Source organism: Granulicella rosea (assembly GCF_900188085.1).
GTDB lineage: Bacteria > Acidobacteriota > Terriglobia > Terriglobales > Acidobacteriaceae > Edaphobacter > Edaphobacter rosea.
This window is the reverse complement of record NZ_FZOU01000003.1, coordinates 1-26,639: the sequence shown is the minus strand read 5'-3', so window position 1 is coordinate 26,639 and position 26,639 is coordinate 1. Positions and strand designations below refer to the sequence as shown.

At 62.9% G+C, this 26,639-nt stretch carries 21 protein-coding genes and 1 pseudogene; 9 read left to right on the top strand and 13 right to left on the bottom strand.

Going from position 1 to position 26,639, the window contains the following annotated elements:
* Positions 1-205: 205 nt before the first annotated feature.
* The 6 genes from CHB87_RS09265 to CHB87_RS09240 all read right to left on the bottom strand — a co-directional run bounded on the left by CHB87_RS09265 (position 206) and on the right by CHB87_RS09240 (position 7,299).
* The gene (locus tag CHB87_RS09265) at positions 206-1,684 is read right to left on the bottom strand and encodes a UDP-N-acetylmuramoyl-L-alanyl-D-glutamate--2,6-diaminopimelate ligase (protein ID WP_342743551.1); all 1,479 of its coding nucleotides are present in this window, start codon (positions 1,682-1,684) and stop codon (positions 206-208) included.
* Between the two features lie 51 nt (positions 1,685-1,735).
* On the bottom strand, positions 1,736-4,054 hold the full coding sequence (locus CHB87_RS09260) for a penicillin-binding protein (RefSeq protein WP_089408160.1): 2,319 nt from the start codon (positions 4,052-4,054) through the stop codon (positions 1,736-1,738).
* A 187-nt stretch (positions 4,055-4,241) separates the two neighbouring features.
* Positions 4,242-4,769 carry a cell division protein FtsL gene (ftsL, locus tag CHB87_RS09255; RefSeq protein ID WP_089408159.1) on the bottom strand — a complete coding sequence of 176 codons (528 nt, stop codon included), beginning with the start codon at positions 4,767-4,769 and terminating at the stop codon, positions 4,242-4,244.
* A gap of 208 nt (positions 4,770-4,977) precedes the next feature.
* Complete coding sequence (gene rsmH / locus CHB87_RS09250) at positions 4,978-5,877, bottom strand: 16S rRNA (cytosine(1402)-N(4))-methyltransferase RsmH (RefSeq protein WP_089408626.1); 900 nt, start codon at positions 5,875-5,877, stop codon at positions 4,978-4,980.
* Positions 5,878-5,925: 48 nt separating this feature from the next.
* Positions 5,926-6,366: a division/cell wall cluster transcriptional repressor MraZ gene (locus CHB87_RS09245; protein ID WP_089408158.1), complete on the bottom strand. Its 441-nt coding sequence runs from the start codon at positions 6,364-6,366 to the stop codon at positions 5,926-5,928.
* 402 nt (positions 6,367-6,768) lie between these two features.
* Entirely contained in the window at positions 6,769-7,299 is a 531-nt protein-coding gene (locus CHB87_RS09240) for a DUF2127 domain-containing protein (protein ID WP_089408157.1), read from the bottom strand.
* Positions 7,300-7,538: 239 nt separating this feature from the next.
* Here CHB87_RS09240 and CHB87_RS09235 point away from each other — a divergent pair, with 239 nt between their 5' ends.
* Entirely contained in the window at positions 7,539-8,099 is a 561-nt protein-coding gene (locus tag CHB87_RS09235; RefSeq protein WP_245817906.1) for a fasciclin domain-containing protein, read from the top strand.
* A gap of 181 nt (positions 8,100-8,280) precedes the next feature.
* Here CHB87_RS09235 and CHB87_RS09230 read toward each other — a convergent pair whose 3' ends face one another.
* Positions 8,281-8,967, bottom strand: coding sequence for a Fe2+-dependent dioxygenase (locus tag CHB87_RS09230; RefSeq protein WP_089408156.1), 687 nt, complete (start codon positions 8,965-8,967; stop codon positions 8,281-8,283).
* A gap of 95 nt (positions 8,968-9,062) precedes the next feature.
* Positions 9,063-11,717: a TonB-dependent receptor gene (locus tag CHB87_RS09225; RefSeq protein ID WP_245817905.1), complete on the bottom strand. Its 2,655-nt coding sequence runs from the start codon at positions 11,715-11,717 to the stop codon at positions 9,063-9,065.
* Between the two features lie 308 nt (positions 11,718-12,025).
* Here CHB87_RS09225 and CHB87_RS09220 point away from each other — a divergent pair, with 308 nt between their 5' ends.
* Positions 12,026-12,571 (top strand): SRPBCC family protein, encoded by a 546-nt coding sequence (locus CHB87_RS09220; protein WP_089408154.1) that lies wholly within the window; start codon positions 12,026-12,028, stop codon positions 12,569-12,571.
* Between the two features lie 30 nt (positions 12,572-12,601).
* Positions 12,602-13,159 (top strand): hypothetical protein, encoded by a 558-nt coding sequence (locus CHB87_RS09215; protein WP_089408153.1) that lies wholly within the window; start codon positions 12,602-12,604, stop codon positions 13,157-13,159.
* Here the strand turns inward: CHB87_RS09215 and dxs are convergent.
* Together dxs and CHB87_RS09205 are read right to left on the bottom strand one after the other, a co-directional pair.
* Positions 13,156-15,045, bottom strand: coding sequence for a 1-deoxy-D-xylulose-5-phosphate synthase (gene dxs / locus CHB87_RS09210; protein WP_089408152.1), 1,890 nt, complete (start codon positions 15,043-15,045; stop codon positions 13,156-13,158). The two genes, CHB87_RS09215 and dxs, sit on opposite strands and share 4 nt — an antisense overlap.
* A gap of 130 nt (positions 15,046-15,175) precedes the next feature.
* On the bottom strand, positions 15,176-16,498 hold the full coding sequence (locus CHB87_RS09205) for a dicarboxylate/amino acid:cation symporter (protein ID WP_425432474.1): 1,323 nt from the start codon (positions 16,496-16,498) through the stop codon (positions 15,176-15,178).
* A 170-nt stretch (positions 16,499-16,668) separates the two neighbouring features.
* Here CHB87_RS09205 and CHB87_RS09200 point away from each other — a divergent pair, with 170 nt between their 5' ends.
* On the top strand, positions 16,669-17,247 hold the full coding sequence (locus CHB87_RS09200; RefSeq protein ID WP_089408150.1) for a YybH family protein: 579 nt from the start codon (positions 16,669-16,671) through the stop codon (positions 17,245-17,247).
* A 98-nt stretch (positions 17,248-17,345) separates the two neighbouring features.
* Complete coding sequence (locus tag CHB87_RS09195; RefSeq protein WP_245817904.1) at positions 17,346-19,775, top strand: PAS domain S-box protein; 2,430 nt, start codon at positions 17,346-17,348, stop codon at positions 19,773-19,775.
* A 44-nt stretch (positions 19,776-19,819) separates the two neighbouring features.
* On the opposite strand, the gene acs is transcribed toward CHB87_RS09195, so the two are convergent.
* Positions 19,820-21,778: an acetate--CoA ligase gene (acs, locus tag CHB87_RS09190; RefSeq protein WP_089408149.1), complete on the bottom strand. Its 1,959-nt coding sequence runs from the start codon at positions 21,776-21,778 to the stop codon at positions 19,820-19,822.
* 302 nt (positions 21,779-22,080) lie between these two features.
* On the opposite strand from acs, the gene CHB87_RS09185 reads away from it, so the two are divergent.
* The 3 genes from CHB87_RS09185 (at position 22,081) to CHB87_RS09180 (ending at position 24,106) form a co-directional block, all read left to right on the top strand.
* The gene (locus CHB87_RS09185; protein ID WP_089408148.1) at positions 22,081-23,454 is read left to right on the top strand and encodes an L-lactate MFS transporter; all 1,374 of its coding nucleotides are present in this window, start codon (positions 22,081-22,083) and stop codon (positions 23,452-23,454) included.
* A 74-nt stretch (positions 23,455-23,528) separates the two neighbouring features.
* Positions 23,529-23,687, top strand: a complete 159-nt coding sequence (locus tag CHB87_RS22235) for an MFS transporter small subunit (RefSeq protein ID WP_176441675.1) — start codon at positions 23,529-23,531, stop codon at positions 23,685-23,687.
* Positions 23,688-23,815: 128 nt separating this feature from the next.
* Positions 23,816-24,106, top strand: a complete 291-nt coding sequence (locus tag CHB87_RS09180; RefSeq protein WP_089408147.1) for a hypothetical protein — start codon at positions 23,816-23,818, stop codon at positions 24,104-24,106.
* 225 nt (positions 24,107-24,331) lie between these two features.
* On the opposite strand, the gene CHB87_RS09170 is transcribed toward CHB87_RS09180, so the two are convergent.
* Positions 24,332-24,907 carry a DUF421 domain-containing protein gene (locus CHB87_RS09170; RefSeq protein WP_089408145.1) on the bottom strand — a complete coding sequence of 192 codons (576 nt, stop codon included), beginning with the start codon at positions 24,905-24,907 and terminating at the stop codon, positions 24,332-24,334.
* Between the two features lie 35 nt (positions 24,908-24,942).
* A complete protein-coding gene (galE, locus tag CHB87_RS09165; protein WP_089408144.1) occupies positions 24,943-25,911 on the bottom strand; it encodes a UDP-glucose 4-epimerase GalE in 969 nt (322 codons plus the stop codon).
* Between the two features lie 384 nt (positions 25,912-26,295).
* On the opposite strand from galE, the pseudogene CHB87_RS22230 reads away from it, so the two are divergent.
* Positions 26,296-26,639, top strand: a pseudogene (locus CHB87_RS22230) (hypothetical protein); the annotation flags it as partial.

Genomic DNA, 26,639 nt, shown 5'->3' with positions numbered 1-26,639 from the left:
CGTCATTCTGAGCGAAGCGAAGAACCCCCGTATTGGCTCTTGCATTTGCTGTCGCTTTTCTTGTTTGTCATCCTCGAAGAGGACCTGCTACTGCCTTCAGTTCTTATGTTCACCAGTCACAAAGCGTACCTCAGCGGCTAAAGCCGCACTCCCCGCAATGTACACGGCACGGCTGAAGCCGTGCCCTTAACAAAACGTCAACACTCTAAGACAGCTCCGCCAGCACCCCAGCCGCTACCGCCACATCGTCGAACGGAACCGTCCCATCCTTCAAAATTTGCACCTTCTCATGGCCTTTGCCCGCCAGCAGCACGATGTCGCCCGCCTCGGCCGCGCGTAGCGCGATCTCGATGGCGCCCGCGCGATCCTCCTCGACAATACAGGTCGTCCCCACCTCCATCACGCCGCTGTACGCCTCGTCGAGGATCGTGGCAGGATCTTCCGTGCGAGGGTTGTCGCTGGTCAGAATGACGAGGTCGCTGCCCTCCGCCGCCGCGCGGCCCATCTTCGGACGCTTGGTCTTGTCGCGATCTCCGCCGCAGCCGAAGAGCGTGATGACGCGGCCCGGGCCGGCGAGTTCGCGGGCCAGCGCGATCAGGTTGCGCAGCGCGTCGTCCGTATGCGCGTAGTCGACGACCACCGTGAAGCCAAGCGTGTTCGGCACAGTCTGAAACCGGCCCGGAACCTGCCGCAGCTTCGACGCGGCAGACGCGATCTGCGCCAGCGTCAGCCCACGCGCCAGCGCCGCGCATCCGGCCGCCAGAAGGTTATACACGTTCACCCGGCCCGTCAGCGGCGAGACGATGTGTACGTTGCCGCCAGGAGTCTTCCAGTGAAACTCCGTCCGTCCAGCGGCGAGCTTCACCCGCTCGGCACGATACTCGCCGAGGTCCAGCCCATAGGTCATCACCTGTGACGGCAGCTTGCTCGCGAGCAGGCGCACGCCGCCTGCGTCGTCATCCTCGTTCACCACGGCGACGCGCGGCGGCGGCGCGCCAACGCCCGCAAACAGCCGCGCCTTGGCCGCGAAATACGCGTCCATCGTCCGGTGGTAGTCCAGGTGATCCTGCGTGAGATTCGTAAACATCGCCACATCGACCGGCACGCCCCAGACGCGCTCCTGCTCGAGCGCATGCGAGGACATCTCCATCACCGCCTCGGTCGCGCCCGCCCTTACGCCATCGGCGAAGAGCGCCAGCAGGTCGCGCGACTCGGGCGTGGTGTGCTCGCTCGCCCGCACCTCGTCGCCGATATGCGTTTCTATCGTCCCGATCAGCACGCATCGCCGATGGACCGACCGCAGCATCTGTTCGAGCAGGAAGGCCGTCGTCGTCTTGCCATTGGTGCCGGTGACGGCGCTGACTTTGAGCTTTTGTTCTGGGTGTCCGAAGAGATTCGCACTGATACCGGCGAGCGCGCGGCGACCGTTGTCGACGCGCCACATGGGAACATTCTGTCTTTGTGTACGCAGCTCCCAGGTCCCGGGTGAATCGGTCACGATCGCGCGTGCACCCCGTTCCAGCGCCGCGTCAATGTACCGGTTCCCGTCTGTGGACTCTCCGCGCATCGCGACGAAGACATCGCCCGGCTGGACCCGGCGCGAATCGTACTGCACTCCCGTCACGTCCACCGCCGTCCGGGTGCGATCAGCCGAAACCTCAACCCCGCGTAAAGCCTCATCCATCTGCATCTCAGCATTCTAATCCGCGGATCGAAGCGTGCGCCCTACGATCACCTACCGCGCGAAGCGCACCACAACCTCGGTCCCGACCGGCACCATCGTTCCAGCCGCCGGAACCTGCTCCGTCGCCAGCCCGCTGCCGACCGGCTGCACACGCAGTCCGGCAGCATCCGCGTGCTCGATGACGCCTCGCAGCGGCAGACCCAGGAAGACCGGCACAGCGACGCGTTGTCCGGCGTCCACCACCACGCCGCCACCTGCGCGCGCCACCGCCAGCGGAGCGATCTTCGGCGCGGCCAGCGGCGCCTTCGGCACGATGGAGTCCGGCATGATCGAGCTGCCGCCGTTGGCCTGGAACGCGGCCAGCACCTTCTCCGGAAGCAGGCCCAGCACACCCGTCTGCTTCTTTTCGACCGACGCGGTCTGCGCCGGTGCGGTCGGATTCACATCCACCGTCGCGCGAAGCGGGTCGTCCGCCGGCAGGTTGTTCACGTCGGCGAACATCGCATTCAGGTCCGCGCCGTTGTCCTTCGGCTCGTCGTCCAGCGCGGCGATCTCGACCGTCTGCTGTTGCTGCATCTGCTTCTTGGTCTTCAGCGGCATGTCGTGCGGCACGCCGAGATATTCAAGCACCTGCTGCGCGACCTCCGCGAAGACCGGCGCCGAAACCGTTCCGCCGTAGCCCGTGCCGACCGTCGGCGTGTCGATCACCACCGCAACCGTAATCGCCGGGTTCGAGACCGGCGCCATGCCGGCGAAGCTGGCGACCAGCTTGGTGTGGCTGTACGTGTGGGTCGCGACGTCGATCTTCTGCGCCGTACCGGTCTTGCCGCCGGCGCTGTAGCCGTTCAGCTTGGCCTGCGATCCGGTGCCCTCGTCGACGATGCCGCGCATCATCATGCGCATGGTTGCCGAGGTCTCTTCCTTGATGACGCGGCGCGAGCCCTCGGGCAGCTTGTCCGGCAACTGGCTGGTCGGGTGGAACGGCATCGGCGCCAGGCGCGGGTCGCCCTTCATCTCGTCGGTGGACTTCAGCAGCACGTGCGGCGGCATGTAGATGCCTCCGTTGGCGATGGTGCTCACCATGGTCGAAAGCTGCACCGGCGTCACGCCGACCTCCTGCCCGATGGACAGCGAAAGAATGCTCGTCGCGCCCCACTTGCGCGGCGCACGCAGCAGCCCGCGCGTCTCGCTGGGCAGCTCGATGCCCGAGCGGTCGCCGAAGCCGAAGCCGCGCATGTAGTCGTAAAACTTCTGGTTGCCGACCTTCATGGCCATCTTGGCCGCGCCGACGTCGCTCGAATGCTCGAGCGCGAACTGCACCGTCACGCGGCCGAAGTGATCGGACTTGTCGTCGTGGAAGGTGCGGCCGTACATGGTCATCACGCCGCCCTGGCAGTCGACGATGTCGGTCGGCTTCACGCCGGCGGCGTCGAGCGCGGCGGAGTAGGTCACCAGCTTGAAGGTCGAACCCGGCTCGTAGACGTCGCTGACGGCAAGGTTTTCAAGCGAGCCTGCGTCCATGTGCTTCGAGTCGTTCGGATTGAAGCGCGGCGAGACGGCCAGCGCAAGGATATTGCCCGTATGCGGATCCTGCACGACGACCGTTCCGTGAAGGGCTTTGACCTTAGCCATCTGCTCATCGAGCGCGCGCTCGGCCATGTACTGAATATTGGCGTCGATGGTCAGGACGAGATTCTCGCCCGGCTGCGGCTCGTTCACCTCGCTGCCGAGGCGATGCCGCTTGGCGTCGAGCGCAGTCAGCATGTGGCCGGGAACGCCATGCATGTCGTCGTCGAACTGCCGCTCGAGCCCACCCAGACCGGTGTCGTCCGTGCCGACGTAGCCCAGCACCTGCGCGGCGAGCTCCTGGTTCGGGTAGAAGCGCTTGAACTCCTTCTGGAAGTAAACGCCCTTCAGGTTCAGCTCGCGAATGCGGTCGGCCGTCTGCGGGTCGAGCCGTCGTCCCACCCAGGCGAAGCCGCGCGAGGCGTTGAAGCGCGCCAGCATCTGGTGCTCCGACGTAAAGTTGTCCTGCGGATCGGTGTGGACGATGCGCGAGAGCATCTCGGCCGCGCTCTGGCGGTTCTCCCCCAGTTCGCTCGGCACCGCGTAGACCGAGTCGACCAGCACGGTCATGGCCAGCTCGCGCAGGTTGCGGTCGTACAAGACGCCGCGACGCGGAGCGACCTCGAAGCCCGCCTGCTGCTGCCGCATCGCGCGATCCACCCAGACCTTGTGCTGAAAGACCTGCAGCCACGTCAGCCGGCTGGCCAGCGCAATCACCCAGATGCAGAAAAAAAGCGCCACGTACGTGAACCGCTTTCTCCGGATGGGAGCGGTCAACGTCTGTCGTGGCGCCTGGTAGTTCATGGTGTGATCCCTGAGTTGATGTTCTGGTTTTCAGAATGTCCCGGCAAAAAAGTGCCTGTCATCCTGAGTGTGGCGAAGGACCTGCTTGCGTACTTCGTTTGAAGCTATAACCCGGCCCGAGCGAGACACAGGTCCTTCGCTTCGCTCAGGATGGCCAGCTCTTTTGCGAGCCAAAGACGACAGAAACCTAATTCACATTCGCCGGAGCAGGCGTGCTGACCTCTGCCACCGAAGCCGGCGCATTGGCGTCCATGCCATCGGTACGGACGACCTGACCGGGCTGCGGCTGATCCAGCCCAAGCTGTTTGGCGATCTTGTCGATGCGGCCCGGATCGGTAAGCTGCGCCTCGTTCAGGCGAAGCTGGCGATTCTCTTCGCGCAACTGCTCCACCTGCGTCTTCTGCGCTTCGATCTTGTAGCCGATCTCGATGGCCGAGAAGTGCTGCCACACGAACACCATCACGAGCGCGAACAGGACCGTCATCGCGACCGCGAACGAGCGCATCTCCTTGCGGCGCTCGGGGTCGTCCTGCTTGACGATGCGGCTGTTGTCGAGGTGCTTGGTGAAGAAGACCTCGGGCGTCGGGCCGCGGCGTGCGCGGTGCTGCAGTTCGAACAGCTCGCGGTTACGCTCCGCCAGCGACTCCGCACGCGTCCGCGATACCTTGCGGGGAGCTGCAACCGTCATGTCCATGCCTGCCATCATCGTCGCCATTGCCGTGTCCCCTTGCTGCTGAAACTTGAATCGCCATCCCCTCTTCGTGTTCGAAGACGATCCGGGCCGGGATCGCTATGGGGGATGGGATGGGTGGTGCAAAGTTGTCTTTCGCCTGAAAGAAGGTGGGACAACCCCGGCCCGATCTGTTGCGTCTGTGTATGCACCGTTGCACTAGTAACGGTGCAGTAAACAGTACGTCTAAACTTTAGAGCTTCTCGGCAGCCCGTAACTTGGCGCTGCGCGACCTTGGATTTCTCAGTGATTCCTGCTCCGAAGCCACAACCGGCTTCTTCGTCAGGGTTTCCATCACCTTCGCGTCCTTGGCTGCCTTGAACGCATCTTTGACCAGCCGGTCTTCCAACGAGTGGAAGCTGATCAGCACCAGTCTTCCGGCCGGCTTCAACAGAGACCCCGCGCATTGGAGCAGCGATTGAATCTCTCCCAACTCATCATTCACGCGAATTCGGATTGCCTGGAAGGTTCTCGTCGCCGGATGAATCTTGTCGCCTTTCATGGATGGGGCCACGGCCGATACGATTCGAGCTAACTCCGCTGTCGTCGTAATCGGCCGGGCCCGTACCAAGGCTCTGGCGATTCTCCGCGACCTCCTTTCCTCTCCGAATTCGTAAATCAGATCGGCGAGTTCGTTTTCGCCAAACTGATTTACCACTTGCTCGGCCGTCAGTCCGCTGCGCGTATCCATCCGCATGTCCAGCGGTCCGTCGGACCGAAAACTGAAACCTCTGTGCGCCTCGTCGAGCTGCATGCTGCTGACGCCGAAGTCGGCCAGCAGACCATCCACGCTGCGTGGCTTCATCGCCTGGGCCGCCTCCGAGAATGCCCTTGGCTCGAACACCATCTTCGGCATCGCATCCCCCAGCTCCTGGGCGACCTCGGCGAGTCTTGCCTTCGCCTTCTCCAGCGCCTCCGGGTCGCGATCGAAGCAGATCATCTTGCCCTTTGCGCCCAGCCGGCGAACGATCGCCGAGGTGTGTCCCGCCAGCCCGAGCGTGGCGTCGACATACACGCCGCCCGACCGCACATTGAGGTACTCCAAAACTTCATCTAAAAGAACCGGCACATGCGCTGGCTTTGCCTCTGCGATGTGCTCCCCCTGGGGGGTGAAACTGACCGTACCGTTCTCGTCCACCACTTACAGTCCAAACTCGGAGAGCGCGATCGAATCGGCTTCCGACAGCGGCGCCGCTTCCAGCTCCGCCTTGATCGAGGCGTGGTTCACGACCTCGAGATACGTCTGTGCGCCGAAGACCACCACCTCCGCAGTGATCGCAGCCGACTCCCGGAGCAACTGCGGCAGCAGCAGCCGGCCCTGGTTGTCCATCTCCACCATCTGGCCGTAGTAGTTCGTCACGTCCAGAAACTTCTTCTTCGCGGGATTCATGGAGGGGATCTTCGCCAGCTTCTCCTCGATGTACTCCCATTCCTTCAACGGATAGATCTCGGCCCGCTTGCCGTCCTTGCTGGTGATGTAGAACTGAGGTCCGTAGAGTTCATCCACACGCGACTTGAACGCAGCCGGCAGCTTCAGCCGACCCTTGTCGTCTACGCGCGTTGGGTGATTGCCACGGAACATTTTGAACCTCTACCGGTGCAGAACCAGACTTGCCAGCACATCGAGGACACTGGGGAGGTCCGGGAAGCGTAAACTTTGGTCAGCGGAGGGCATTTCTTAGCCACTTTGCTCCCCTTTTGACCACTTCCAACCACATCGTCTCGCGCGCTACCCCCGCTGTCCAGCACTAAATTGAGACAGAGCGAGGATTCCTTCGCGCAAAATGTGGAAAAACCAGCCCGTTGGGCTGGCTGACTGGGATCGCACTACCGGTAGTGTTGAGGCTGTTGGTTCAGGGCAAGTTGATCACTTGCTGAGTGAAACCACATCTGGTAAGCGAAGTAAAAGCGAAAGTCCAGATGCATCGCCTGTGTATTTCCCGACAAACCAGTGGAAATTGCGTATCCAATACATGGGAAAGGACTACGCCGACGCCTGCTCCACCCGCGTCTTCTTCCGCTGCAGCATCCAGACCAGGTACAGCAGAACGCCGAGGTTGATGAGGAGCAGGCCGAACCAGAGCCAGCTCGGCTTGCGAATCAACTCATAGATCTCGTAAGGCATGAAGCAGACCGTAAGCGTCAGCGTCAGGTATTCAGCCCATACCTTCTCCGTTACGAGACCGTAGCCTTCGACCAGCGCGACGACCGAGTAGCCGAAGTCGAACAGGCCGATCTGCCGCAGGCGATGTACATCGACGAGGCTGACCTTGCTGAGGATGAAGCTGACGAAGCGGCCGTCCGTGTCGAACCGAAGCGCGGTGGCGACGCGCATCACCTCATCCGACAGGTCTTTGTGCAGCAGGTGGAAGACGCCGATGCCAAGGCAGAAGAAGAACAGCGACTTCAGCACCTTGAAGATGCCGATCAGCAACAGACCGCGGTCATGGGTTCCGGTCCTGCGTCCCGCTGCCTGCTGGCCCAGCGTTTCCTCGGTTGTATCGTGTTCTCGCATGAAGGCTTCCTCCAGTTGACGGGCAACGGCTCTAAATGTCAACGGCCTGGCCAAGTTGCTCTCATGAATGGATGGCGCCTCGGATTTCAGCGCCCTCAAGTAAGCCGAACATGTTTGCTCTATTGACAAACTTTTTAGCATAGCTTCAATCCATCCGCGAAAGCGCTTCGTAGATGTGATTGAACGCCCTGATGAGAGGGACACCTTAGCAAGCAGACAGCACACAAAGGACGAACACCATGAACATGAAGAAGAGCTTCCTCACCGCCGTTGCCGTCGCCACGCTGGCCGTTACCTCGCTTACCGCCTCCGCCCAGATGAAGGATCCCGATGTCGGCGGCGCCGCGATGTATCCCACGAAGACCATCGTCGAGAACGCGGTCAACTCGCCGATCCACACGACGCTGGTCGCTGCGGTGAAGGCTGCCGGGCTTGTCGACACGCTGAACTCCGCCGGTCCCTTCACCGTCTTCGCGCCGACCAACGACGCCTTCGCCAAGCTGCCCGCGGGCACGGTCGATACGCTCGTCAAGCCGGAGAACAAGGCGACGCTGACCTCGATCCTCACCTACCACGTCGTACCCGGCAAGATCAGCTCGAAGGAGCTGGCGAAGTTGATCAAGGCAGGCGGCGGCAAGGCGGTCGTGAAGACCGTCAACGGTGAGTCGCTCACCTTCACCATGATGGGCAAGGGCATCATGATCACCGACGCCAAGGGCGGCACGGCCATGGTCACCACCGCCGATGTGTATCAGTCGAACGGCGTCATCCACGTGATCGACACGGTGCTGATGCCCTAAAGCAGGCAATAGGGCTTCGGAAATTGAAAAGGACGCCTCGATATCGAGGCGTCCTTTTTCATTCCCTATGCCCTGCATTTGAAAGTGCGCCCGCACCATGAGGGTGATGCGGACGCACCTTCGACCGGCACGAGCGCCGGCCATTGCCCACGCCGAAGCATGGGCAATCTCGATCTTTGGATTACATCTCCGCCCATTCTCTGAGCAGGTTGTGATACACCCCCGTCAACTGCACGGCGGAGGTCTTTACCGCCTCCGTCTGCTCGCCTGCGATGCGCTGGATCGCGGTGTCGAGGTCGAACAGCATCGTGCGCTGCGCGTCGTGGCGGATCATGCTTTGAATCCAGAAGAAGGAGCTGACGCGCGCGCCGCGTGTCACCGGCGTGACGTGGTGCAGGCTGGTCGCGGGATAGAGCACCATGTGGCCCACCGGCAGCTTCACGCTGTGCGAGCCGTAGGCGTCCTCGACGACCAGCTCGCCGCCGTCGTAGTCCTCGGGCGGGGTCAGGAAGAGCGTCGCCGAAAGGTCGGTGCGGATGCGCTGCCCTGTCGTGGCGACCTGTCGAATGGCCGTGTCCACATGCGTACCGAAGGTCTGGCCGCCGGAGTAGCTGTTGAACATGGGCGGAAAGACCCGCAGCGGCAGCGCGGCGGACATGAAGAGCGGACTGCGCGCGAGGCCGGTCAGCACCATCTCGCCCAGCGCGATCGCAGCTTTGCTGCCCTCGGCGACCTGCAGGTTGCGCTTCACGCTCGCCGCCTGATAACCCGAGGTGACGCGGCCGTCGACCCACTCGGCCTGGTCCAGCATGCGCCTCGCCTCGGCGACCTGTTCGGCGGTGAGTACATTGGGAATCTCGATCAACATATGTGCTTTCTTTTATTACAAATACAGTTTGTATCCACTTCAGTTACATACAACGCGAGGGCCGAAGCGACCTGCTCCGGCCCCTGTATTGACGGTTAGAACTTGAAGTTCACGCCGATCAGAGCGGACACGCCCGCGCCGGGGATAAGGTGGCTGGGGTGCGGCAGATCGATGTAGAACCGGTTCAGCGCGTTGTAGACGTTGGCCTGCAGCTCAAGCCGGTCCGTGACCGGACGCTTCACCATCGCGTTGAAGACCCAGTAGCCCGGAACCTGCTTCTCCGCGGTTGAAAGCACCTGGTAGCAGGTCGTCGTGGACGCCGTGCCGCAGGGCGCGGAGCCAGCCGCAAAGGTCGTTGCAGGGCCATAGGTCAGCGGGATGAACGGCACCGTCGAGCTGGCCGTGCGGCTGCCCACATAGTTGCCGCCAACGCCCACGATCACATGCGAAGGCACGCGGTGCGTCGCGAAGAAGTTGAAGGTCTGCGTCGGTACGTTCGCCAGCGGCTGACCGACCGAGGTCGGATAGTCCGGCGACGAGATCACCCGGCTATCGAGGTAGGCATAGCCCACCACCAGGTCCATGCCCTGCGGCAGACGGCCCACCGCGCTGACCTGGATGCCCTTGACTGCCTGGTTGCCGGCGTTGACCGTGAGAGTGCTATTGGTCGCGCTGGTCTCGCGTGCGTTGTCCTTCTCGGTGCGGAAGATCGCGCCTTCGACCTGCAGCTTCTCGGCGAAGAAGGAGTACTTCGCGCCAAGCTCGTAGCTCTCGTTCTCCTCCGGCTTCAGGCCGGCCGAGGTGAGGGTCGCGCTGAGGCTGATGGACTCCGCCGCGGGGTTGAAGCTGGTGCCGTAGTCGAAGTAGACGCTGCCGTGGCTGTTCGGCTTGAAGACCAGCGCCGCGCGATAGGTCGGCTGCGACTCCACCAGGCTGAGCCCCGGAACGCCATTGGTCAGGACCGTAGCGGTGACCGTGCCGCCGGCCGGAGGCGCAACCGGCTGATAGATGTTGTAGCCCGTATCCATACGGTCCCAGCGCATACCGCCGCTCAGCTCGAAAAACCGGCCCAGGTGGACCGTATCGACGAAGTAGAGACCGACGCTCTCCACCTTGGTATGCACGACGGAGGTGATGTAGCCCGTGCCGCTGAAGACTGCCGCTGTGTTTGGGTTGATGAGCGTTGTCGAAGGAACGGTGTTCGCGCTGCTGATCGTGTAGCTATAACGGATCGGGTTCGAGATCTCCTGACCGCCCTCCACGCCGCCGACGAAGCTGTGCCGGATGCCGAAGGTGCGGAACCGCGCAACGATCTGCGTTTGATCCCACAGGTCGCCTTCGACGCTCTTGACCTGGATCTGGTTGCGATTGACAAGGATCGAGCTGGGATTGACCGCGCCCGGAACATACGGGCAGGTCTGCGTCGTGTTGATCGACGAGGTTGGCAGCGCGGTTACCCAGCCGCCGACGGGCGTGCTGGCCGACGGGGCGGTACAGATCTGCGGCTCCGTAATCTGCACGCTGCGCGGATAGTTCGCCGCGCGCGCAATGGTCTGCAGCGAGACGTTCGGCGTGAAGTTGTAAGCCGCCTTCGCGGTCAGAATGTCCGCGTTCGTACGCAGGTAGTTCTGGTCCGGGAAGCCGAAGTAGGCGTGGCGGCTGACGCCCGGCGCGAGCTTGTTGTAGAACCACGGCAGACCGTAGTCCGGCGTGTCGTTCTCGGACATGTGCAGGTAGCTCAACGTAAACGGCGCCTTCGAATTCATGCCCAGTTCGAGCGACGGCGCCAGGCCGAAGCGGCGCAGCGCATCGAACGGACGGCCGGCGACGCCGCCCTCCTGCCCCATGATGTTCACGCGCACGACGGCGCCGCCGGCGACATCCGGCAGAGGCTCGTTGATGTCGGCGGTGATGCGCCGCGTCGCGTCCGTACCGAACTGCGTGCCGATGCGCACGAACTGCTGGGCCTGCGGAACCTTGCTCTCCTGGTTGATGACGCCGCCGGTGGAGCCGCGTCCGAACTGCACGCCGGCCGGGCCTTCGAGCGCCTCGACTGCTTCGAAGTTGAACGAGTCGCGGTAGTAGCTGCCAAAGTCGCGGATGCCGTCGAGGAAGATGTCGTTGCGCGCCGTGAAGCCGCGAATGGTGAGGTTGTCGCCCTGCGCGCCGCTCTCGCCTGCCGCCATGCTGATACCGGGCACGTTGCGCAGCGCGTCTTTCAGCGTCGACGTACCCTGATCCTCGAGGATGAACTTCGGCACGACGCTGACCGTCTGCGGCGTATCCAGCAATGGCTCGGTGAACTTCGCAAGCGGCATCTCGTCCTGCAGGCCGGCGGTCACGTCCACCGCGTCCATATGGCGGATCGTCACGATCGCCTCGTGCTCGCTCACAAACTGCGCCGACAGGCCTGTGCCTTCGAGCAGCTTCGTCAGCGCAGCCGCATCGGTGTAGCTGCCCGAGACGCCCGGCGTCTGAAAGGTCGCCAGACGCTCCTTGCCGATCTTCACGGAGACGCCGATGCCGGTCGCCTTGTGATACGCCTCCAGACCTTCGCTGAGGGAGCCCGCGGGGATCTGGAACTGTTGCGGCGCGGCGGTGGGGGCTGCGGCCGGAGCATCGGCGCCGCCATCCACGGGGACCAGAGGCCCCTGCGCCAGGGCGAGCGAGCCGCCACATGCCGCCATCATGGCCAAGGCCGCCAGCCTGCTGTTGAAGATCTCTTTTCGTTCGTTCCTGGTGCTCGTCACGTTCTCTCTCCTCGATCGCTAAAGCAGCCGCGCCCTCACACGCCTGTCTGCCATGGTGCGGCGCGGTCCCTCAACACGCGCCAGATACAGATCTCGTCGAACCGCAGACGCAGAGCCGCGAACCCGTGACGGAGCCAATCCGCCGGGCGAGCGATCTAGGACTGCTTAGGTCCGATATGAATAATGTACACGATCTAGGACCGGAGTGGTCCGCGATGGGTTAAATTTTCTGAACGTTTTGTCATCTACGTTTGCTCCCGCGAAACGCGTGTCTCCGCCGACCGCGTATAACCGATACAGAGGTACGCATGCGCCACACGTTCGAGGCCGAGCAATGGCTTCCCTACCCGGTCGAGTTTGTCTTTGGATTCTTCTCGAACCCCGAGAACCTGCCGCGACTGATGCCCGCGTGGCAGAAGGCACGGATCGAAGAGGCCTCGTTCGCGCCCCCGCCGCCGCGCCCCGAGGGCACGCCGCGTCTGCCAGGGGTCGCCGCCGGCGCAGGCACGCGGATGACGATCAGCTTCAAACCCTTCCCCTTCTGCCCAGTTCGAGTGCCGTGGGAGGCGGAGATCACCGAATTCGTCTGGAACGACCACTTCTGCGACGTCCAGCATCGCGGGCCATTCGCCTACTGGAAGCACTGCCACCGGCTGTCATCCGTCGAGAAAGACGGCAGGCCAGGCACGCGCGTGCATGACCACGTGGACTACGAGATGCACCTCGGCCCGCTGGGCGAGCTGGCGAACAGGCTGGTCGTGCCGGGGCAGTTCAGGAGCATCTTCGAATACCGTCACAAGCGCACGGAAGAGCTGATGGCGATGATGTTCGGACGAGTAGCAGTTCGGCCCTAACGACGGCTTTGCTACCATAGGCCTACTCCGATGCTCCTCGCGCTTTCCAAAGAACCTGCCACTCCTGCTGAAATCGCCGCGTGTGTTCTATTTGGCGTGGGCGCCGTCCTCATTTCAGGGCTGATTGATATAAGCAGATCGAAGCTGCGCAGAAGGTCGATGCATCGACTGGCGGAGAACAGCGGTCTCTCGTTCATGGAACATGAGCTTCCATCGGATTTTCCGGATTACCACAATCCGTATCCAGTGAAATGGACGGACGACTGGGCTGTCGGACTTGTGGAAGGCAGGCGCGACTATGGCAAGCCCAGGAATGTAGTCTCAGGGCTCCGGAACGACAAGCTCCTCGTCGCTTTCGACATCCCCGTTTACGCCACACACTCCGGCAGGACGGGAATCGAGTATGTCACGATCGTAGCTCGACGCACGGACCGAGCACTTCGCGCTCCTGCGGTGCCATCTTCGCTGTATTACAGCGAAGATGGCCGCTGGCGTATCGTGCAGAAGAAAAGAAGCTGGCCCTACTTTCAGTATTCGCTCGTACTGAGTCCCGCATATATCGAGGCGCTTTGGGAAGGGCTGGGCTAGCGTACCGAAAGCCGCGACTCCACGATCGAACGCACGTAGAGTGCAGCCTTCTCCATGGCGCCTTCGGCGGTCAGGCCGTACTTGGCGCGCAGAGCTTCGGGCTTGCCGTGTTCGATGAAGTCGTCCGGCCATCCTACACGCACCACGGGGGTCGAGAGTTCGAGTTCGCTGACCGTTTCGAGCACTGCCGAGCCGTAGCCGCCAGCCAGCACATGGTCTTCGAGCGTGATCAGCAGGCCGCAGCGGCGGCCGTAAAGCTCTGCATTCTCGCGGTCGATCGGCTTCGCGAAGCGCGGATTGATCAGCGCGACCGAGAGGCCTTCGGCTTCGAGCATCGTCTGCAGGCGCTTGCCTTCACCCATCATCCCGCCCAACGCGAGGATGGCGACGTCGGAGCCGTCCTTCAGCACCTCCGCCTTGCCGATCGGAAGCGCGACGGGCTGGTCTTTTACGACCGACGCCGGTCCAGTTCCGCGCGGATAACGAATCGCCGACGGGCCCTCGTGCAGCATCGCCGTGTACATCATGTCGGCGAGTTCGTCTTCGTCCTTCGGCACCATGTGGATGATGTTCGGCACGCAACGCAGGTAGCTGATGTCGAACAGCCCATGGTGCGTCGGGCCGTCGTCGCCCGACAGACCGCCGCGGTCCATGCAGAAGACCACCGGCAGGTTCTGCAGGCAGACGTCATGGATGATCATGTCGTAGGCGCGCTGCAGGAAGGTCGAGTAGATCGCGCAATACGGCTTGAAGCCCTTGGTCGCCAGACCGGCGGCGAAGATCACCGCATGCTCCTCCGCGATGCCGACGTCGAAGTACCGATCCGGATGGTGCGGGCGGAAGAGGTCGAGCGCGGTGCCGTTCGGCATGGCGCCCGTGATGGCCACGACCTTGTCGTTGCGGTCGGCGAGCCGGGTGAGCGATTCGGCGAAGATCTCCGAGTAGGTCTTCTGCCCCGCGGCCGTGGTCTCGCCCGTCTCCGGGTTATAGGGCCCCAGGCCGTGGAACTTCTTCTGCTTGTCGAGCGCCGGCTGGAAGCCGCGGCCCTTCTGGGTGATCGCGTGCAGCACGACCGGGCGGTCGAGCGTCTTCAGGAAGTTGAAGGTCTCGATCAGCAGCGGCAGGTTGTGGCCGTCGATCGGGCCGTAGTAGCTGATGCCGAACTCCTCGAACAACATGCCGCGTCCGACGATGCCCTTCGCGGCCTCCTCTGCCCGGCGTGCGACATGTCGCGCAGCCTTGCCGCCAAAGCGCTCCAGCAGGCCCGCCGCGCGGTCGTGCAGGTTCAGATAGGTGGGATTCGCGGTCAGCTTGTGGAAGTATTCCGCAATGGCGCCGACGTTTTTGTCGATCGACCAGGCGTTGTCGTTCAGCACGACGATCATGCGCTTGGTCTGCGCGGCGATGTTATTAAGTGCTTCAAAAGAAACGCCGTTGGTGAAGGCGGCGTCGCCGGCCAGAGCGACGATGTGCTCCGAGCCGCCCGCCATGTCGCGTCCCACAGCCATGCCCAGCGCCGCGCTCAGCGCCGTGCCCGCGTGGCCCGCGCCGAAGCTGTCGTGGACGCTCTCGGTCCGCAGCATGAAGCCGTTCAGCCCACCCGGCTGGCGGATCGTGTGGAAGAGCTTTTCGCGGCCGGTCAGCAGCTTATGCACGTACGCCTGATGGCTCACGTCGAAGACGAAGCTGTCGGTCGGCGTATCGAAACAGTAGTGCATCGCGATGGTCAGTTCGACCACGCCGAGGTTCGGGCCGATATGGCCACCGGTCTTCGATACGCCGACGATCAGGCGCTCGCGGATCTCTTCCGCCAGTGTGGTCAGCTCTGCGATCGACAGCTTCTTTACATCCGCCGGCGACTCAATCGTCTCAAGAATCGTGCTCATCCAAACCCATTCCGCAGCTTGCCGGGTCGTACGTTTCCGGTCCTGTTGCCGCGTACAAATTGCTTTTCCAAATATTCGACGTACGACGTTCGATTTCTCAGTATACGACTGCTCCCGGATTCCGGGTAGCCTACTCGGCCATTCCTTCGAGCACGACCGCCGAAATCGGCTCCGTACCGAACTCGCCCTCCCATTGCGCGACCACTACGCTGGCCAGACAGTTGCCCACCACGTTCACCATCGTACGGGCCATGTCCATCAGGGCGTCGATGCCCATGATGACGAAGATCGGCTCGGTCGGCAGACGGAAGGTGGCCGCCGTCGCCAGCAGAACGACCAGCGTCGCACGCGGCACGCCGGCGACGCCCTTGCTGGTCAGGATCAGCGTGCCCATCATCATCAACTGCTCGCCAAACGGCATGTGAATGCCCGCCGCCTGCACTACGAAGATAGACGAGACCGCAAGATATAAGGTTGACCCATCGAGGTTGAAGCTGTATCCGGCCGGAATGACGAACGACACGATGCGGCGCGGCACGCCGAGCGCCTCCATCGCCTCCATCGCGCGGGGCAGCGCAGCCTCGCTGCTGGCTGTGGCGAAGGCGATCGTCGCCGGTTCAAGCACCGCCGCGAGGAATCGCTTCACCGGCACGCGCGCGATCAACGCCGCCGGCAGCAGCACCACCAGGCCGAAGGCGATCAGCGCACCATATAAGGTCAGCAGCAGTTTTCCGAGGTTCACCAGCACGCTCAACCCCATGTGGCCGACCGTGAACGCCATCGCGGCGCCCACGCCGATGGGGGCGAAGTACATGACGACATTGGTGAACTTGAACATGCCCTCGCTCAGGCTCTCGCAGAAACGCAGCACCGGGGCGCGCTTTTCTTCGCTCAGCATGGCCAGCGCGATGCCGAAGAAGACGGCGAAGACGGCGACCTGCAGCACCTGGCCCTCGGCGACGGACTTGGCGATGTTCTCGGGAAAGACGTGCAGCAGGAACTCGTCCCAGTGCATGGGTGCTGCCTTGATGGCCTCGCCCGCGCCCGCGACGGTCGGGATGACGAGGCCGACGCCAGCCTTCGTCAGGTGGATGGCCCCGAGCCCGATGGCGAGCGCGAGCGTCGTCACTACCTCAAAATAGACGATGCTCTTGACGCCCATGCGGCCGACGGACTTCAGATCCCCGTGCCCGGCGATGCCGGTGATCAGCGTCGCGAGGATCAGCGGAGCGACGATGGTTTTGATCAGGCGGAGAAAGATATCCGAGAAGACCCGCAGGTGAATGGCGAAGGCGGGCGCGTCGAAGCCAATCTCGGCGCCGGCGACCATGGCGACGAAGATCCACGGCGAGATCGAGCGGCGGTCGGTTGCAAAGGCCGCCAGCATCAGGATGCCGAGCCAGCGCAGCGTCAGCGGCCCGAAGAGCGGCATCCCGGGAACCGCGGCCTGCATCGCGATTCCAAACACGACCAGCCCAATTCCCGCGCCCAACAACACCGGCTGCCTCTTTGATTTGTTCATTGTGGTCGAAGAATAGCAGTTGAAACGCATTTTTGGAGCGGGGATTTATTCTTTGGTAACATACCCGCAATCCACATCGCCGCAACTGCTAGCATCGGCGCATGCCGCGCATGCGTACGATCGCGTCGATCCTGTCTTTCGCCTTTTGCGCCTCGGCCACGACCAGGCTGACCGGGCAGCAGATACCGCTCAATCCGTTCTCTTCCGGCGCCCCCGACAGCGGCGGCCACGTGCTCATCAGCCCGCTGACACAACCAACGCTGACGCCTGGCGTCCTACAGTTGATGGAACTCGAAAGTCGATTCGCGGCGGATGTCGCAAAAGGTGGCGGCAAGGCCTTCGCCGCATGGTTTACCGACGACGCCGTCGTGCTGAACAACGGCAAGCCGCCCGTGCTTGGCCGTTCCGCCATCGCCCAGCAGGCCGTGTGGGATCCCGCGACCTATCAGCTTACCTGGACTCCGCAGGGCGCGCAGATGGGTCCGTCGAACGACATGGGCTACACCTGGGGCCACTATGAGGGTAAGGCAAAGGACAACAACGGTCAGCCGATCGTCCTGACGGGCCGATATATGACTGTCTGGAAGAAGTTGCCGGGCGGCGCGTGGAAGGTCTCGCTCGAAGCCAGCGCAAACGAAGCACCGAACGCCGGCGATTGCTGCGCGCTGCCGAAGCCCTGACGCCGATGAGCCGCATCGCTTACCCCTCCGAACCCGCAGGTACGTCGAAAGTTGGAGTGTCTTCGCGTGCGTCGAGCCCTAACATTTGGCCTAGAGTCATGATGAATCCGACCCTGGTCAAAGACGATGCGTTGCGAGCGGAAGCCCTGGAGCAGTACGGGCTGGTCGAAGCCGCGCCCGATCCGGTCGTCGACGACCTCGTCCGCCTGGCCGCGCAGTTGTGCGGCGTGCCCATGGCCGGCGTCGCCATGGTGGGGGCGGAGAGCCTCTTCGTCAACTCCCGCGTAGGCCCCGGCCCATCGCGCGTGCCACGGGGAAACACCCCGATCGAACAGACCATTCTCGGCGACACCGTCTACGAGGTGCCCGACGCGCGCTATCACGCGGACTTCTCCCCCGACGGCATCATGATCGCCGGTCGCACCTATCGCTTTTTTGCCGGCGCTCCGTTGACCACGCCCGCCGGCGTCACCATCGGCTGTCTGTTCGTGCAGGATGTTGCGCCACGCAAGCTGACGCTCGCGCAGATCGACAGCCTCGCCGTGCTGGGCCGCCAGGTCGTTGCGCACTACGAACTCAACTGCCGCATCCGCCAGATGGACAAGGCCAGCCGCGCCAGCCATCGCGTGGAATCGGCCCTGACGGTCGAGCGCAACTTCGTCTCCACCGTGCTGGACACAGTCGGCGCGCTGGTCGCGGTCTTCGACACCGCGGGCCGCATCGTGCGCTTCAACCGCGCCTGCGAGGTGGCCTCCGGCTACGACTTCGCCTCGCTGGTCGGGCGCTACCTGTGGGAAAAACTGATCCCCGTCGCCGACATTCCCGAGGCCATCGCCAGCTTCGAACGGCTGCGCGGCGGCAAGTTCCCCGCCAGCTTCGAGAACCAGTGGAAGTGCCGCGACGGCAGCATCCGCCGCATCGCCTGGACCGCGACCGCGCTCGTCGACCGCCAGGGCCAGACGACCTTCCTCATCTCCACCGGCATCGACGTCACCACGCAGCGCGGCGCGGAGGCGACCCTGCGCGAGAGCGAGGCGCGCTACCGTCAGCTCGTCGAAGGCTCGCTGGGCATGGTGGGCACGCACGACCTCAACGGCAAGATGATCTCCATCAATACGACTGGCGCGCAGAGCCTCGGCTTCACCGTCGAAGAGATCGTCGGACGCAATCTTGCGGATCTGATGCCGCGCGAGCGCAAGCGCGACGTGCAGCCGTATCTGGAGGAGGTCGTCGCGAACGGCGAATCGCAGGGCCTGCACTACTTCTGCAACAAGAACGGCGAAGTCCGCGTGATGGCCTTCAGCAACAAGCTGATCGAGGCGCCCGGCAAGCTGCCCTATATCCTCAGCTTCGGCGTCGACATCACCGAACAGGTGCGCGCGGAAGAGAAGCTGCGCACGCTCATCCGGCAGTCGAACTCCATCCTCGAATCGGTCGGAGACGGCATCTACGGCATCGACCTGGAAGGACGCGTGACGGTGGTGAACCCGGCCGCCTCGCAGATGCTCGGCTACAAGGCCGGCGAACTGCTGGGGCGGCGCATGCACGAGCTGATCCATCACACCCGGCCCGACGGAACACCCTACCCCGCCGGGGACTCGCCCATCGCGAACAGCATCCGCAAGCTCGACACGGTGCGCGTCTCGGACGAGGTCTTCTGGCGCAAGGACGGCACCAGCTTCCCGGTAGAGTATGTCGCGCGTCCCCAGATCGACATCGTCCGCGAAGGCGCCGGCGCCGACGGATCCGGTGAACGCACCACGAAGTGCGTCGGCGTGGTCGTCGCCTTCACCGACACGACCGAACGACGCGCGCTCGACCGGATGAAGGACGAGTTCATCTCCACCGTCTCGCACGAGCTGCGTACGCCGCTGACCTCGCTGCGCGCCGCGCTGGGTCTGGTCTCGGGCGGAGCGCTGGCCACGCGGCCCGAAAAGATGCAGCAGATGCTCGAGATCGCCATCGGCAACACCGACCGGCTGGCGCGCCTCGTCAACGACATCCTCGACATCGAGCGGATCAGCAGCGGCAAGGCGGAGTTGCACTACACGATGTGCTCCGCCGACGACCTGCTGCGCCGCGCGGCCTCCACGCAGCAGTCCGCTGCGGATAAGCTGCACCTGCACTTCGCGCTTGGGCCGGGGCATATGTCGGGCATTCAGGTCTGGGCCGACCCAGACCGCATCGCGCAGACGCTGAGCAACCTGATCTCGAATGCGATCAAATTCTCCCCCGTCGGCGGCGAGATCGCGCTCTCGGTGAAGGCGCTCGACGAAAACGAGGCGCAGTTCGATGTGCACGACCAGGGCCAGGGCATCCCCGCCGGCCAGCTCGAGAACATCTTCAACCGCTTCCAGCAGGTGGACGCCTCGGACTCCCGCATCCGCGGCGGCACGGGTCTGGGCCTCGCCATCTGCCGCAGCATCGTCACGCAGCACCGCGGGCACATCTGGGCCACCAGCCCTCCGGGCGACGGCGCGACCTTCCACTTCACCCTGCCAACCAAGGCCAGCCAGCACCTGGGGTAGGTTTTCGGTGGAAGCATGGGGCTTCAGCCCTGCGCTTCCATCAACTACTCGTCCCCTTCACGCAGCTTGGCGATCACGCCGAAATCCTCAAGCGTCGTCGTGTCGCCCGTCACCGTTCCGGTCGTCGCAAGTTCCCGCAGGAGGCGCCGCATGATCTTGCCGGAGCGCGTCTTCGGCAGCGTCGGGGTGAAGCGCAGGTCGTCCGGCCGGGCCAGTGCGCCGATCTCCTTCGCGACCCACTGGCGCAGCTCCTGCTTCAGCGCGTCGCTGGCCTCGTGGCCCTCTTCGAGCGAGACGAACGCGGCGATCGCCTGTCCCTTCATCTCGTCCGGCCGCCCGACGACGGCCGCCTCGGCGACCTTCGGGTGCGCGACGAGCGCCGACTCGATCTCGGCCGAGCCCAGCCGGTGGCCGCTGACGTTGATGACGTCGTCGACCCGGCCCATCAGCCAGAAGTAGCCGTCCTCGTCCTGCCGCGCACCGTCGCCGGTGAAGTAACTGCCGGGAATCTCCGAAAAGTAGGCCGACTTGTAACGGTCCGGATCGCCGTAGATCGAGCGCGCGATGGATGGCCACGGCTTGCGGATGACCAGCAGACCACCTTGCCCCTTGGGTACGGGCTCGCCTTCCTTGGTGACGACCTCCGGCACGATGCCGAAGAACGGCCGCGTGGCCGAGCCGGGCTTCGTCCCGACGGCGCCCGGAATCGGCGCAATGAGGATGGCTCCCGTCTCGGTCTGCCACCAGGTGTCGACGATCGGGCAGCGCTCCTTGCCGATGTTGGTGTGATACCACATCCAGGCCTCGGGGTTGATCGGCTCGCCGACCGTGCCCAGCAGACGCAGCGAATCCAGCGTGTAAGGAGCCAGGTATGCGTCGCCCCACTTGATGAAGGCGCGGATCGCCGTCGGCGCGGTATAGAAAACAGAGACTTTATGCGTGTCCACGATGCGCCAGAAGCGATCGCAGTCCGGCCAGTTGGGCGCGCCTTCGTACATCAGCACGGTCGTGCCGTTCTGCAGCGGGCCATAGACGACGTAGCTGTGGCCGGTGACCCAGCCGATGTCGGCCGTGCAGAAGTACACGTCGTCCTTCTGCAGGTCGAAGATGTACTTCGAGGTCAGGTACGTACCAACCGAGTATCCCCCGGTGGTGTGGACCAGGCCTTTGGGCTTGCCGGTCGTGCCGGAGGTATAGAGAATGTAGAGCGGGTCTTCGGAGTCCATCCACTCTGGCGGGCACTCCGCGCTGGCGGTTGCGACGGCCTCGTGCCACCAGATGTCGCGGCCTTCGACCATGCTCACCGGCGTCTTGCGCTCGGGCGAACCCTCGACCGTCGATCGCTGGTAGACGACAACGTTCTTCACGGTCGGACACTTGCCCAGCGCCTCATCGACGATGGCCTTCAGCTTGACCTCGCCGCCGCGGCGATAGCTGACATCCTGGGTCAGCACGGCCACGCACTGCGAGTCGTTGATGCGGTCGACCAGCGCGTGTGACGCGAAGCCGCCGAAGATCACGTTATGGATCGCGCCGATGCGCGCGCATGACAGCAGCGCAATCGCCAGCTCCGGGCACATACCCATATAGATGGCCACGCGATCGCCCTTGCCCACGCCCAAACCCTTTAAGACATTGGCGAACTGCTGCACCATGACGTGCAGCTCGCCGTAGGTGATCTTGCGGACCTCGCCGGGCTCGCCCTCCCACAGCAGCGCCACCTTATCCCGCGCGTTGCTGAGCGCGTGGCGGTCGACACAGTTGTGCGACAGGTTCAGCTTGCCGCCGACGAACCACTTCGCCGATCCCATTTCGCCTTCGAGCACGGTGGTCCACTTCTCGAACCAGTCGAGCTCCGACGCGGCCTCGGCCCAGAACTCCTCGGGCTCCTCGACGCTCTTGCGGTACATGCTCTCGTACTGTTCGAGGTTCTGGATATGCGCCTTCGCGGCGAAGTCCGCCGGTGGAGGAAAGAGGCGGTTCTCGCGCAGCAATGACTGCATGTTCGTACCTACAGATAGACCCTCGGCTGTTAGAGACACGCGTTTCCTCCAAATTTCGTTCACGCAAAAGGTACCTTACGACAGCAAAGTCGAGCAACTGTGAATTGCGCCGGGCAAGCGGGAAGACGTTTACCGCACACATTCCGTTGGACTTGAGAAAAGATCGTGAAAAGGCTGTTCAAACCTTGATCCATAGGAGTACAAAACAATTCACGGTTGCATCTGTCCCGCTTCCAGTGCAATCGAAGTCGATAAGAGGGCGTGGTCCGCCCCAGGAATTGGATTCCCAGGAGTTTAAGGTTATGGCGCTTTCTTTTCTCGATCGGGAACGTTCGGTCGCACATGAGGGGTACAGCCGCTGGCTGGTCCCGCCTGCCGCACTTGCCATCCATCTTTCGATCGGACAGGTCTACGCCTTCTCCGTCTTCAAGAACCCTCTACAAGCCCTGACGGCAGCGGACGGATCGCACTGGGACCTGAAGAGCCTCGGCTACATCTTCTCCATTGCGATCGCCGTGCTGGGCCTGTCGGCTGCGATCTTCGGCGCGTGGCTTGAAAAAGTCGGCCCACGGCGCGCGATGTTCTATGCCGCCATCTGCTTCGCCGCAGGCTTCTACATTGCCGCGATCGGCGCGGATACGCATCAGATTGCGCTCATCTATCTTGGGTACGGCGTGGTCGGTGGCGTGGGCCTGGGGCTGGGTTACATCTCGCCCGTCTCCACGCTCATCAAGTGGTTCCCCGACCGGCCGGGCCTTGCGACCGGGTTGGCGATCATGGGCTTCGGCGGTGGCGCGCTCATCGGCAGCCCGCTGGCCAACCAACTGATGGCGCACTTTAAAGCTGCCGGCAAGCCAGCCATCCCGTCGACCTTTCTCGTCATGGGTACGCTCTACTTTATCTTCATGATGTTCGGCGTCTTCACCATCCGCGTGCCGCGCGACGGCTGGAAGCCCGAGGGCTGGTCCGGCACGAACAAGGTCTCCGCGCTTATCTCGACCCACAGCGTCGCCGTCGGGCAGGCGTGGCGGACGCCGCAGTTCGCGCTCCTCTGGATCATCCTCTTCTGCAATGTCACCGCAGGCATCGGCATCCTGGAGCAGGCTTCGCCGATGATTCAGGACCTGTTTAAAGGCTCCGTCGGAAAGGACGCAGCCGTCGGGTTCGTCGGTCTGCTCAGCATCTTTAATATGGCCGGTCGCTTCTTCTGGGCTTCGGTCTCGGATAAACTCGGACGCAAGACCACCTACTTCACCTTCTTCACGCTGGGCGCCGTCCTGTTCTTTGTGCTGCCGCTCTCGCGTGCCGACCATCTGAACTCCGTGCCGCTCTTCGTCAGCATCGCGGTACTGGTCATCTCGATGTATGGCGGCGGCTTCGCGACGATTCCGGCCTACCTGAAGGATCTCTTCGGCGGCTACAACGTCTCGGCGATCCACGGCCGCCTGCTGACGGCGTGGTCGACCGCGGGCATCGTCGGCCCGCTCATCGTCAACGGCATCCTCGACCACTACGTCGCCAACCATATGAGCAAGCAGGACGCATACCCGCTGATCCTGCACATTATGTCCGGCCTGCTCGTCGTCGGCTTTGTCGCCAACCTGCTGGTGCGGCCGGTGGACGCAAAGCACTGGATGAAGGATCAGACGCTCGCGCCGGTCGGCGGCGGACACTGATTTCGGCCCGCCCGTAGACACAGACGCAACATCGGCATAGCATTCACACGCTTCAGACGAAAAGGATTCCCGAGATGGCAAACGAGACCGTCCACGCAAAATCTTCTCCCCTGCTGATCGGCGCAGCCTGGCTGCTGGTGATCCTTCCGGCGGCCTGGGGATTGAACTACACCGTACGCAACGCTTTGAAGATCTTCACCGCAGGTAACACAGCGGCTGCGGCGCCGAAGTAACCCAGCACAACCAGCACCAACTTTGGTGCAGGTTATGCTTGTCTGAAGCCGGGAGTAACTGTAGAGTAAATACCGGTTGCCGTGGATTCCAAGGTTGTATCGGGTTTCGCGGCAGAAAGCAGGTTGCCATGCGTGATTGGCTGATTATCGGTTGTTTTGTCGTGATGCTGATGGCTCCCTGCGTTGTAGCGCTGGTGGCAAGCAAGGCGGCGCGACAGCCGAAGGACGAGACCGCAACGGACCCGGCGCCGCTCGAAGCCAAGTCCGAGGTTCGAGTGGAGTCCGCCGACTTCGTTCGTCCGGCCAGGGTCCGCTCCGGCGAGATGCAGACCGTGAAGATCGTCTGGACCAAACAGTTCGACTCCGGCGAGTATCCCCGGGCCGGTGGCCGGGTTCTGCGAGCGCGACGCCGGGTGTAGTCCGCGCACCGGCTGCTACACTCAGCTTGCGTGGGATTTTACTGGCCAGCTTCGATCGGATTCTTTCTGGGCTTCGCCTTCGGGGTAGGCTGCGCGCTGGCGGTCATGTACTCCATCTATATGGGTGGCTACCGGGCCGCAGTGCGGGATTTCAAACTTCCCACACCGCCCGAGAGACTGGCAAAAGAGCTGGCACGGCCTAAAGGCAGCTCTTAACTCCTGAAATCAGCCCTTCGCCGCCAACTGCTTCCGCATATCCTGCACCTCGCGGGTCAGGCGTTCGAGCGCCTCCATCAGCTCCGCCCGCTGCGCCTCGTCGGCAGAAGGCTGCACCGCTTCAATGTAGAAGGTGCCGTTCGGTTCGAGCACGCACTTGCGCACCTCGCCGAAGCTGTCGAAGCTCTGCCGGTGCAGCACCGAAAGCAGCTCCTGCCGGGTCATCGTCTCTTTCTTCAGCGCGGCCTCGTCCACCACGCCGTCGCAGATCAGCATGGTGGACGAACCCTCGGCCGCTGCATTCAACTTCGGCATATGGAAGAGCAGCCGCATGACCAGCCAGTTGACCGACAGCAGCGCGAACGCACCCACCAACCCGCCCGTCACCGAGTTGTCGTCGCCAATGATCGCGTTCTGCACCGTATTCGACAGGCTGAGCAGCACCACCAGGTCGAACGGGTTCAACTGCGCCAGTTCGCGTTTCCCGAACAGGCGCAGGTAGGCGATCAACGCCACGTAGACGATCGCTGGCCGGATGATCTTTTCGAGCAGCGGCAGATGCAGGTGGAACATACTGTCGAACAAATCGGAACCTCCGGGTCTTGCCGCGTGAAGCTGTCTCAGGCGTTATGAATCTGATGCCACTTCCAGGCGCTGGCGATGATGGCGTCGAGTTCGGCAAACCGCGGCTTCCACCCCAGCTCCGCCTTGATCTTGTCCGAGCTGGCGACCAGCACCGCCGGGTCGCCGGCGCGGCGGTCGCAGAGTTCGACCGCGATCGGCTTGCCGGTCACGCGCTTCACCGATTCGATCACCTCGAGCACCGTGAAGCCCTGGCCGTTGCCGATGTTGCAGATAATCTTCTCGGTCGTCGAAAGCGCGTCCAGCGCCAGCAGGTGCGCGTCGGCCAGATCCTGCACATGAATATAGTCGCGGATGCAGGTGCCGTCTTTGGTCGGGTAGTCCTGGCCGAAGATCTTGATGCTCGCGCGCTTGCCTAGCGCCACGTCCAGAATCAGCGGAATCAGGTGCGACTCCGGCTCGTGCGCCTCGCCGTAGCCCTCGATCGCGCCCGCGACGTTGAAGTAGCGCAGGCTGGCATAGCGCAGACCGCGCTGCGAGTTCATCCACTGCAGCATGTACTCGACCAGCAGCTTGCTTTCGCCATATGGATTGGTCGGCTTCAGGCGGGCGTCTTCGAAGATCGGCGCGGACTCCGGCTCGCCGTAGCAGGCGGCCGTCGAGCTGAAGACGATCTTGTCGTGACCGGTCGCCAGCATGGCTTCGAGCAGCGAAAGCGTGCCGGCCGTGTTGTTGCGGAAGTAGACCTCGGGCTTCTTCATGCTGTCGCCAGCCTCGATCAGGGCGGCAAAGTGCATCACCCCATCGAACGGCCCGTTGGAAAATGTTTTCTCAAGTAGCGCCCTATCGGCAAGATCGCCCTCAACGAAGGTTGCACCCGCAGGCAGGGCCTCACGGCGGCTATGGCAGAGGCTGTCGAAGATCGTGACCGTGTGTCCCTGTGCGAGAAGCAGACGGCAGACCGTGCCGCCAATGTAACCCGCGCCGCCTGTTACCAATACATTCATTCTCAGATCTCCTGGTTGCCCGTACCCCCTGAAACTTTCTGGGTACCGGGTGCAACCAAAGTATAGTGTCTGCTCTTGCCATTCTCTGCAAGACTGTAAACGTGTTACTAAAGTTTGCATTCGCTGCCGAAATGCGTTGAAGTTGTTTTGAATGAAAGCCCTCAAATGGGAGATTCATGGTTTTTCCTCTTGCATTCCTGTACGGGCGCCATAAGATGACCTGAAACGACAAAATATTTTCGGGCTCCCCAGTACGGTTACCAAATGAAGTAAGCCGCCCTGACGATGCTCGCTGGACCTTGAATCTCTTGAAGTTCTCGACTGGCGTCTTCCACAACTCCCGCCTCGCCCATTCGCGAGACTTGCATAAAGGATCTTCTTTCCATGGCAAAACCGTTGCGCAGTGAAGAAAATACCCGCCCCAAGGACGTCCAGTTCGCCCACTTCGGCGTGCTCGACTCCGGCTCTCAGGGCAAAGGCTCCATCTTTACCTCGCTCGGCCTGAATGCCGCGCTGGTGCTGATCGCGATCGTGATCGGCGCAGCGACGAAGGTGCAGATTCAAAAGCAGAAGGAAGCGGTCACGCTGGTGGTTCCGATCAAGGATGAGCCGAAGCCGAAGCCGCCGGAGCCTCCGAAGCCGCCACCGAAGCCTCTACCCAAGCCGCCGGTGATCAAGCCGGTTCCGCCGAAGATCGTGCTCGAGAAGGTGAAGATTCCCGATCCGCC

Coding starts and splice junctions, on each gene's coding strand:
- CHB87_RS09265 (WP_342743551.1), bottom strand. CDS start 1,684: ATGGATGAGGCTTTACGCGGGGTTGAGGTTTCGGCTGATCGCACCCGG.
- CHB87_RS09260 (WP_089408160.1), bottom strand. CDS start 4,054: ATGAACTACCAGGCGCCACGACAGACGTTGACCGCTCCCATCCGGAGA.
- ftsL (WP_089408159.1), bottom strand. CDS start 4,769: ATGGCGACGATGATGGCAGGCATGGACATGACGGTTGCAGCTCCCCGC.
- CHB87_RS09245 (WP_089408158.1), bottom strand. CDS start 6,366: ATGTTCCGTGGCAATCACCCAACGCGCGTAGACGACAAGGGTCGGCTG.
- CHB87_RS09240 (WP_089408157.1), bottom strand. CDS start 7,299: ATGCGAGAACACGATACAACCGAGGAAACGCTGGGCCAGCAGGCAGCG.
- CHB87_RS09235 (WP_245817906.1), top strand. CDS start 7,539: ATGAACATGAAGAAGAGCTTCCTCACCGCCGTTGCCGTCGCCACGCTG.
- CHB87_RS09230 (WP_089408156.1), bottom strand. CDS start 8,967: ATGTTGATCGAGATTCCCAATGTACTCACCGCCGAACAGGTCGCCGAG.
- CHB87_RS09220 (WP_089408154.1), top strand. CDS start 12,026: ATGCGCCACACGTTCGAGGCCGAGCAATGGCTTCCCTACCCGGTCGAG.
- CHB87_RS09215 (WP_089408153.1), top strand. CDS start 12,602: ATGCTCCTCGCGCTTTCCAAAGAACCTGCCACTCCTGCTGAAATCGCC.
- dxs (WP_089408152.1), bottom strand. CDS start 15,045: ATGAGCACGATTCTTGAGACGATTGAGTCGCCGGCGGATGTAAAGAAG.
- CHB87_RS09205 (WP_425432474.1), bottom strand. CDS start 16,498: ATGCAGGCCGCGGTTCCCGGGATGCCGCTCTTCGGGCCGCTGACGCTG.
- CHB87_RS09200 (WP_089408150.1), top strand. CDS start 16,669: ATGCCGCGCATGCGTACGATCGCGTCGATCCTGTCTTTCGCCTTTTGC.
- CHB87_RS09195 (WP_245817904.1), top strand. CDS start 17,346: ATGATGAATCCGACCCTGGTCAAAGACGATGCGTTGCGAGCGGAAGCC.
- acs (WP_089408149.1), bottom strand. CDS start 21,778: ATGCAGTCATTGCTGCGCGAGAACCGCCTCTTTCCTCCACCGGCGGAC.
- CHB87_RS09185 (WP_089408148.1), top strand. CDS start 22,081: ATGGCGCTTTCTTTTCTCGATCGGGAACGTTCGGTCGCACATGAGGGG.
- CHB87_RS22235 (WP_176441675.1), top strand. CDS start 23,529: ATGGCAAACGAGACCGTCCACGCAAAATCTTCTCCCCTGCTGATCGGC.
- CHB87_RS09180 (WP_089408147.1), top strand. CDS start 23,816: ATGCGTGATTGGCTGATTATCGGTTGTTTTGTCGTGATGCTGATGGCT.
- galE (WP_089408144.1), bottom strand. CDS start 25,911: ATGAATGTATTGGTAACAGGCGGCGCGGGTTACATTGGCGGCACGGTC.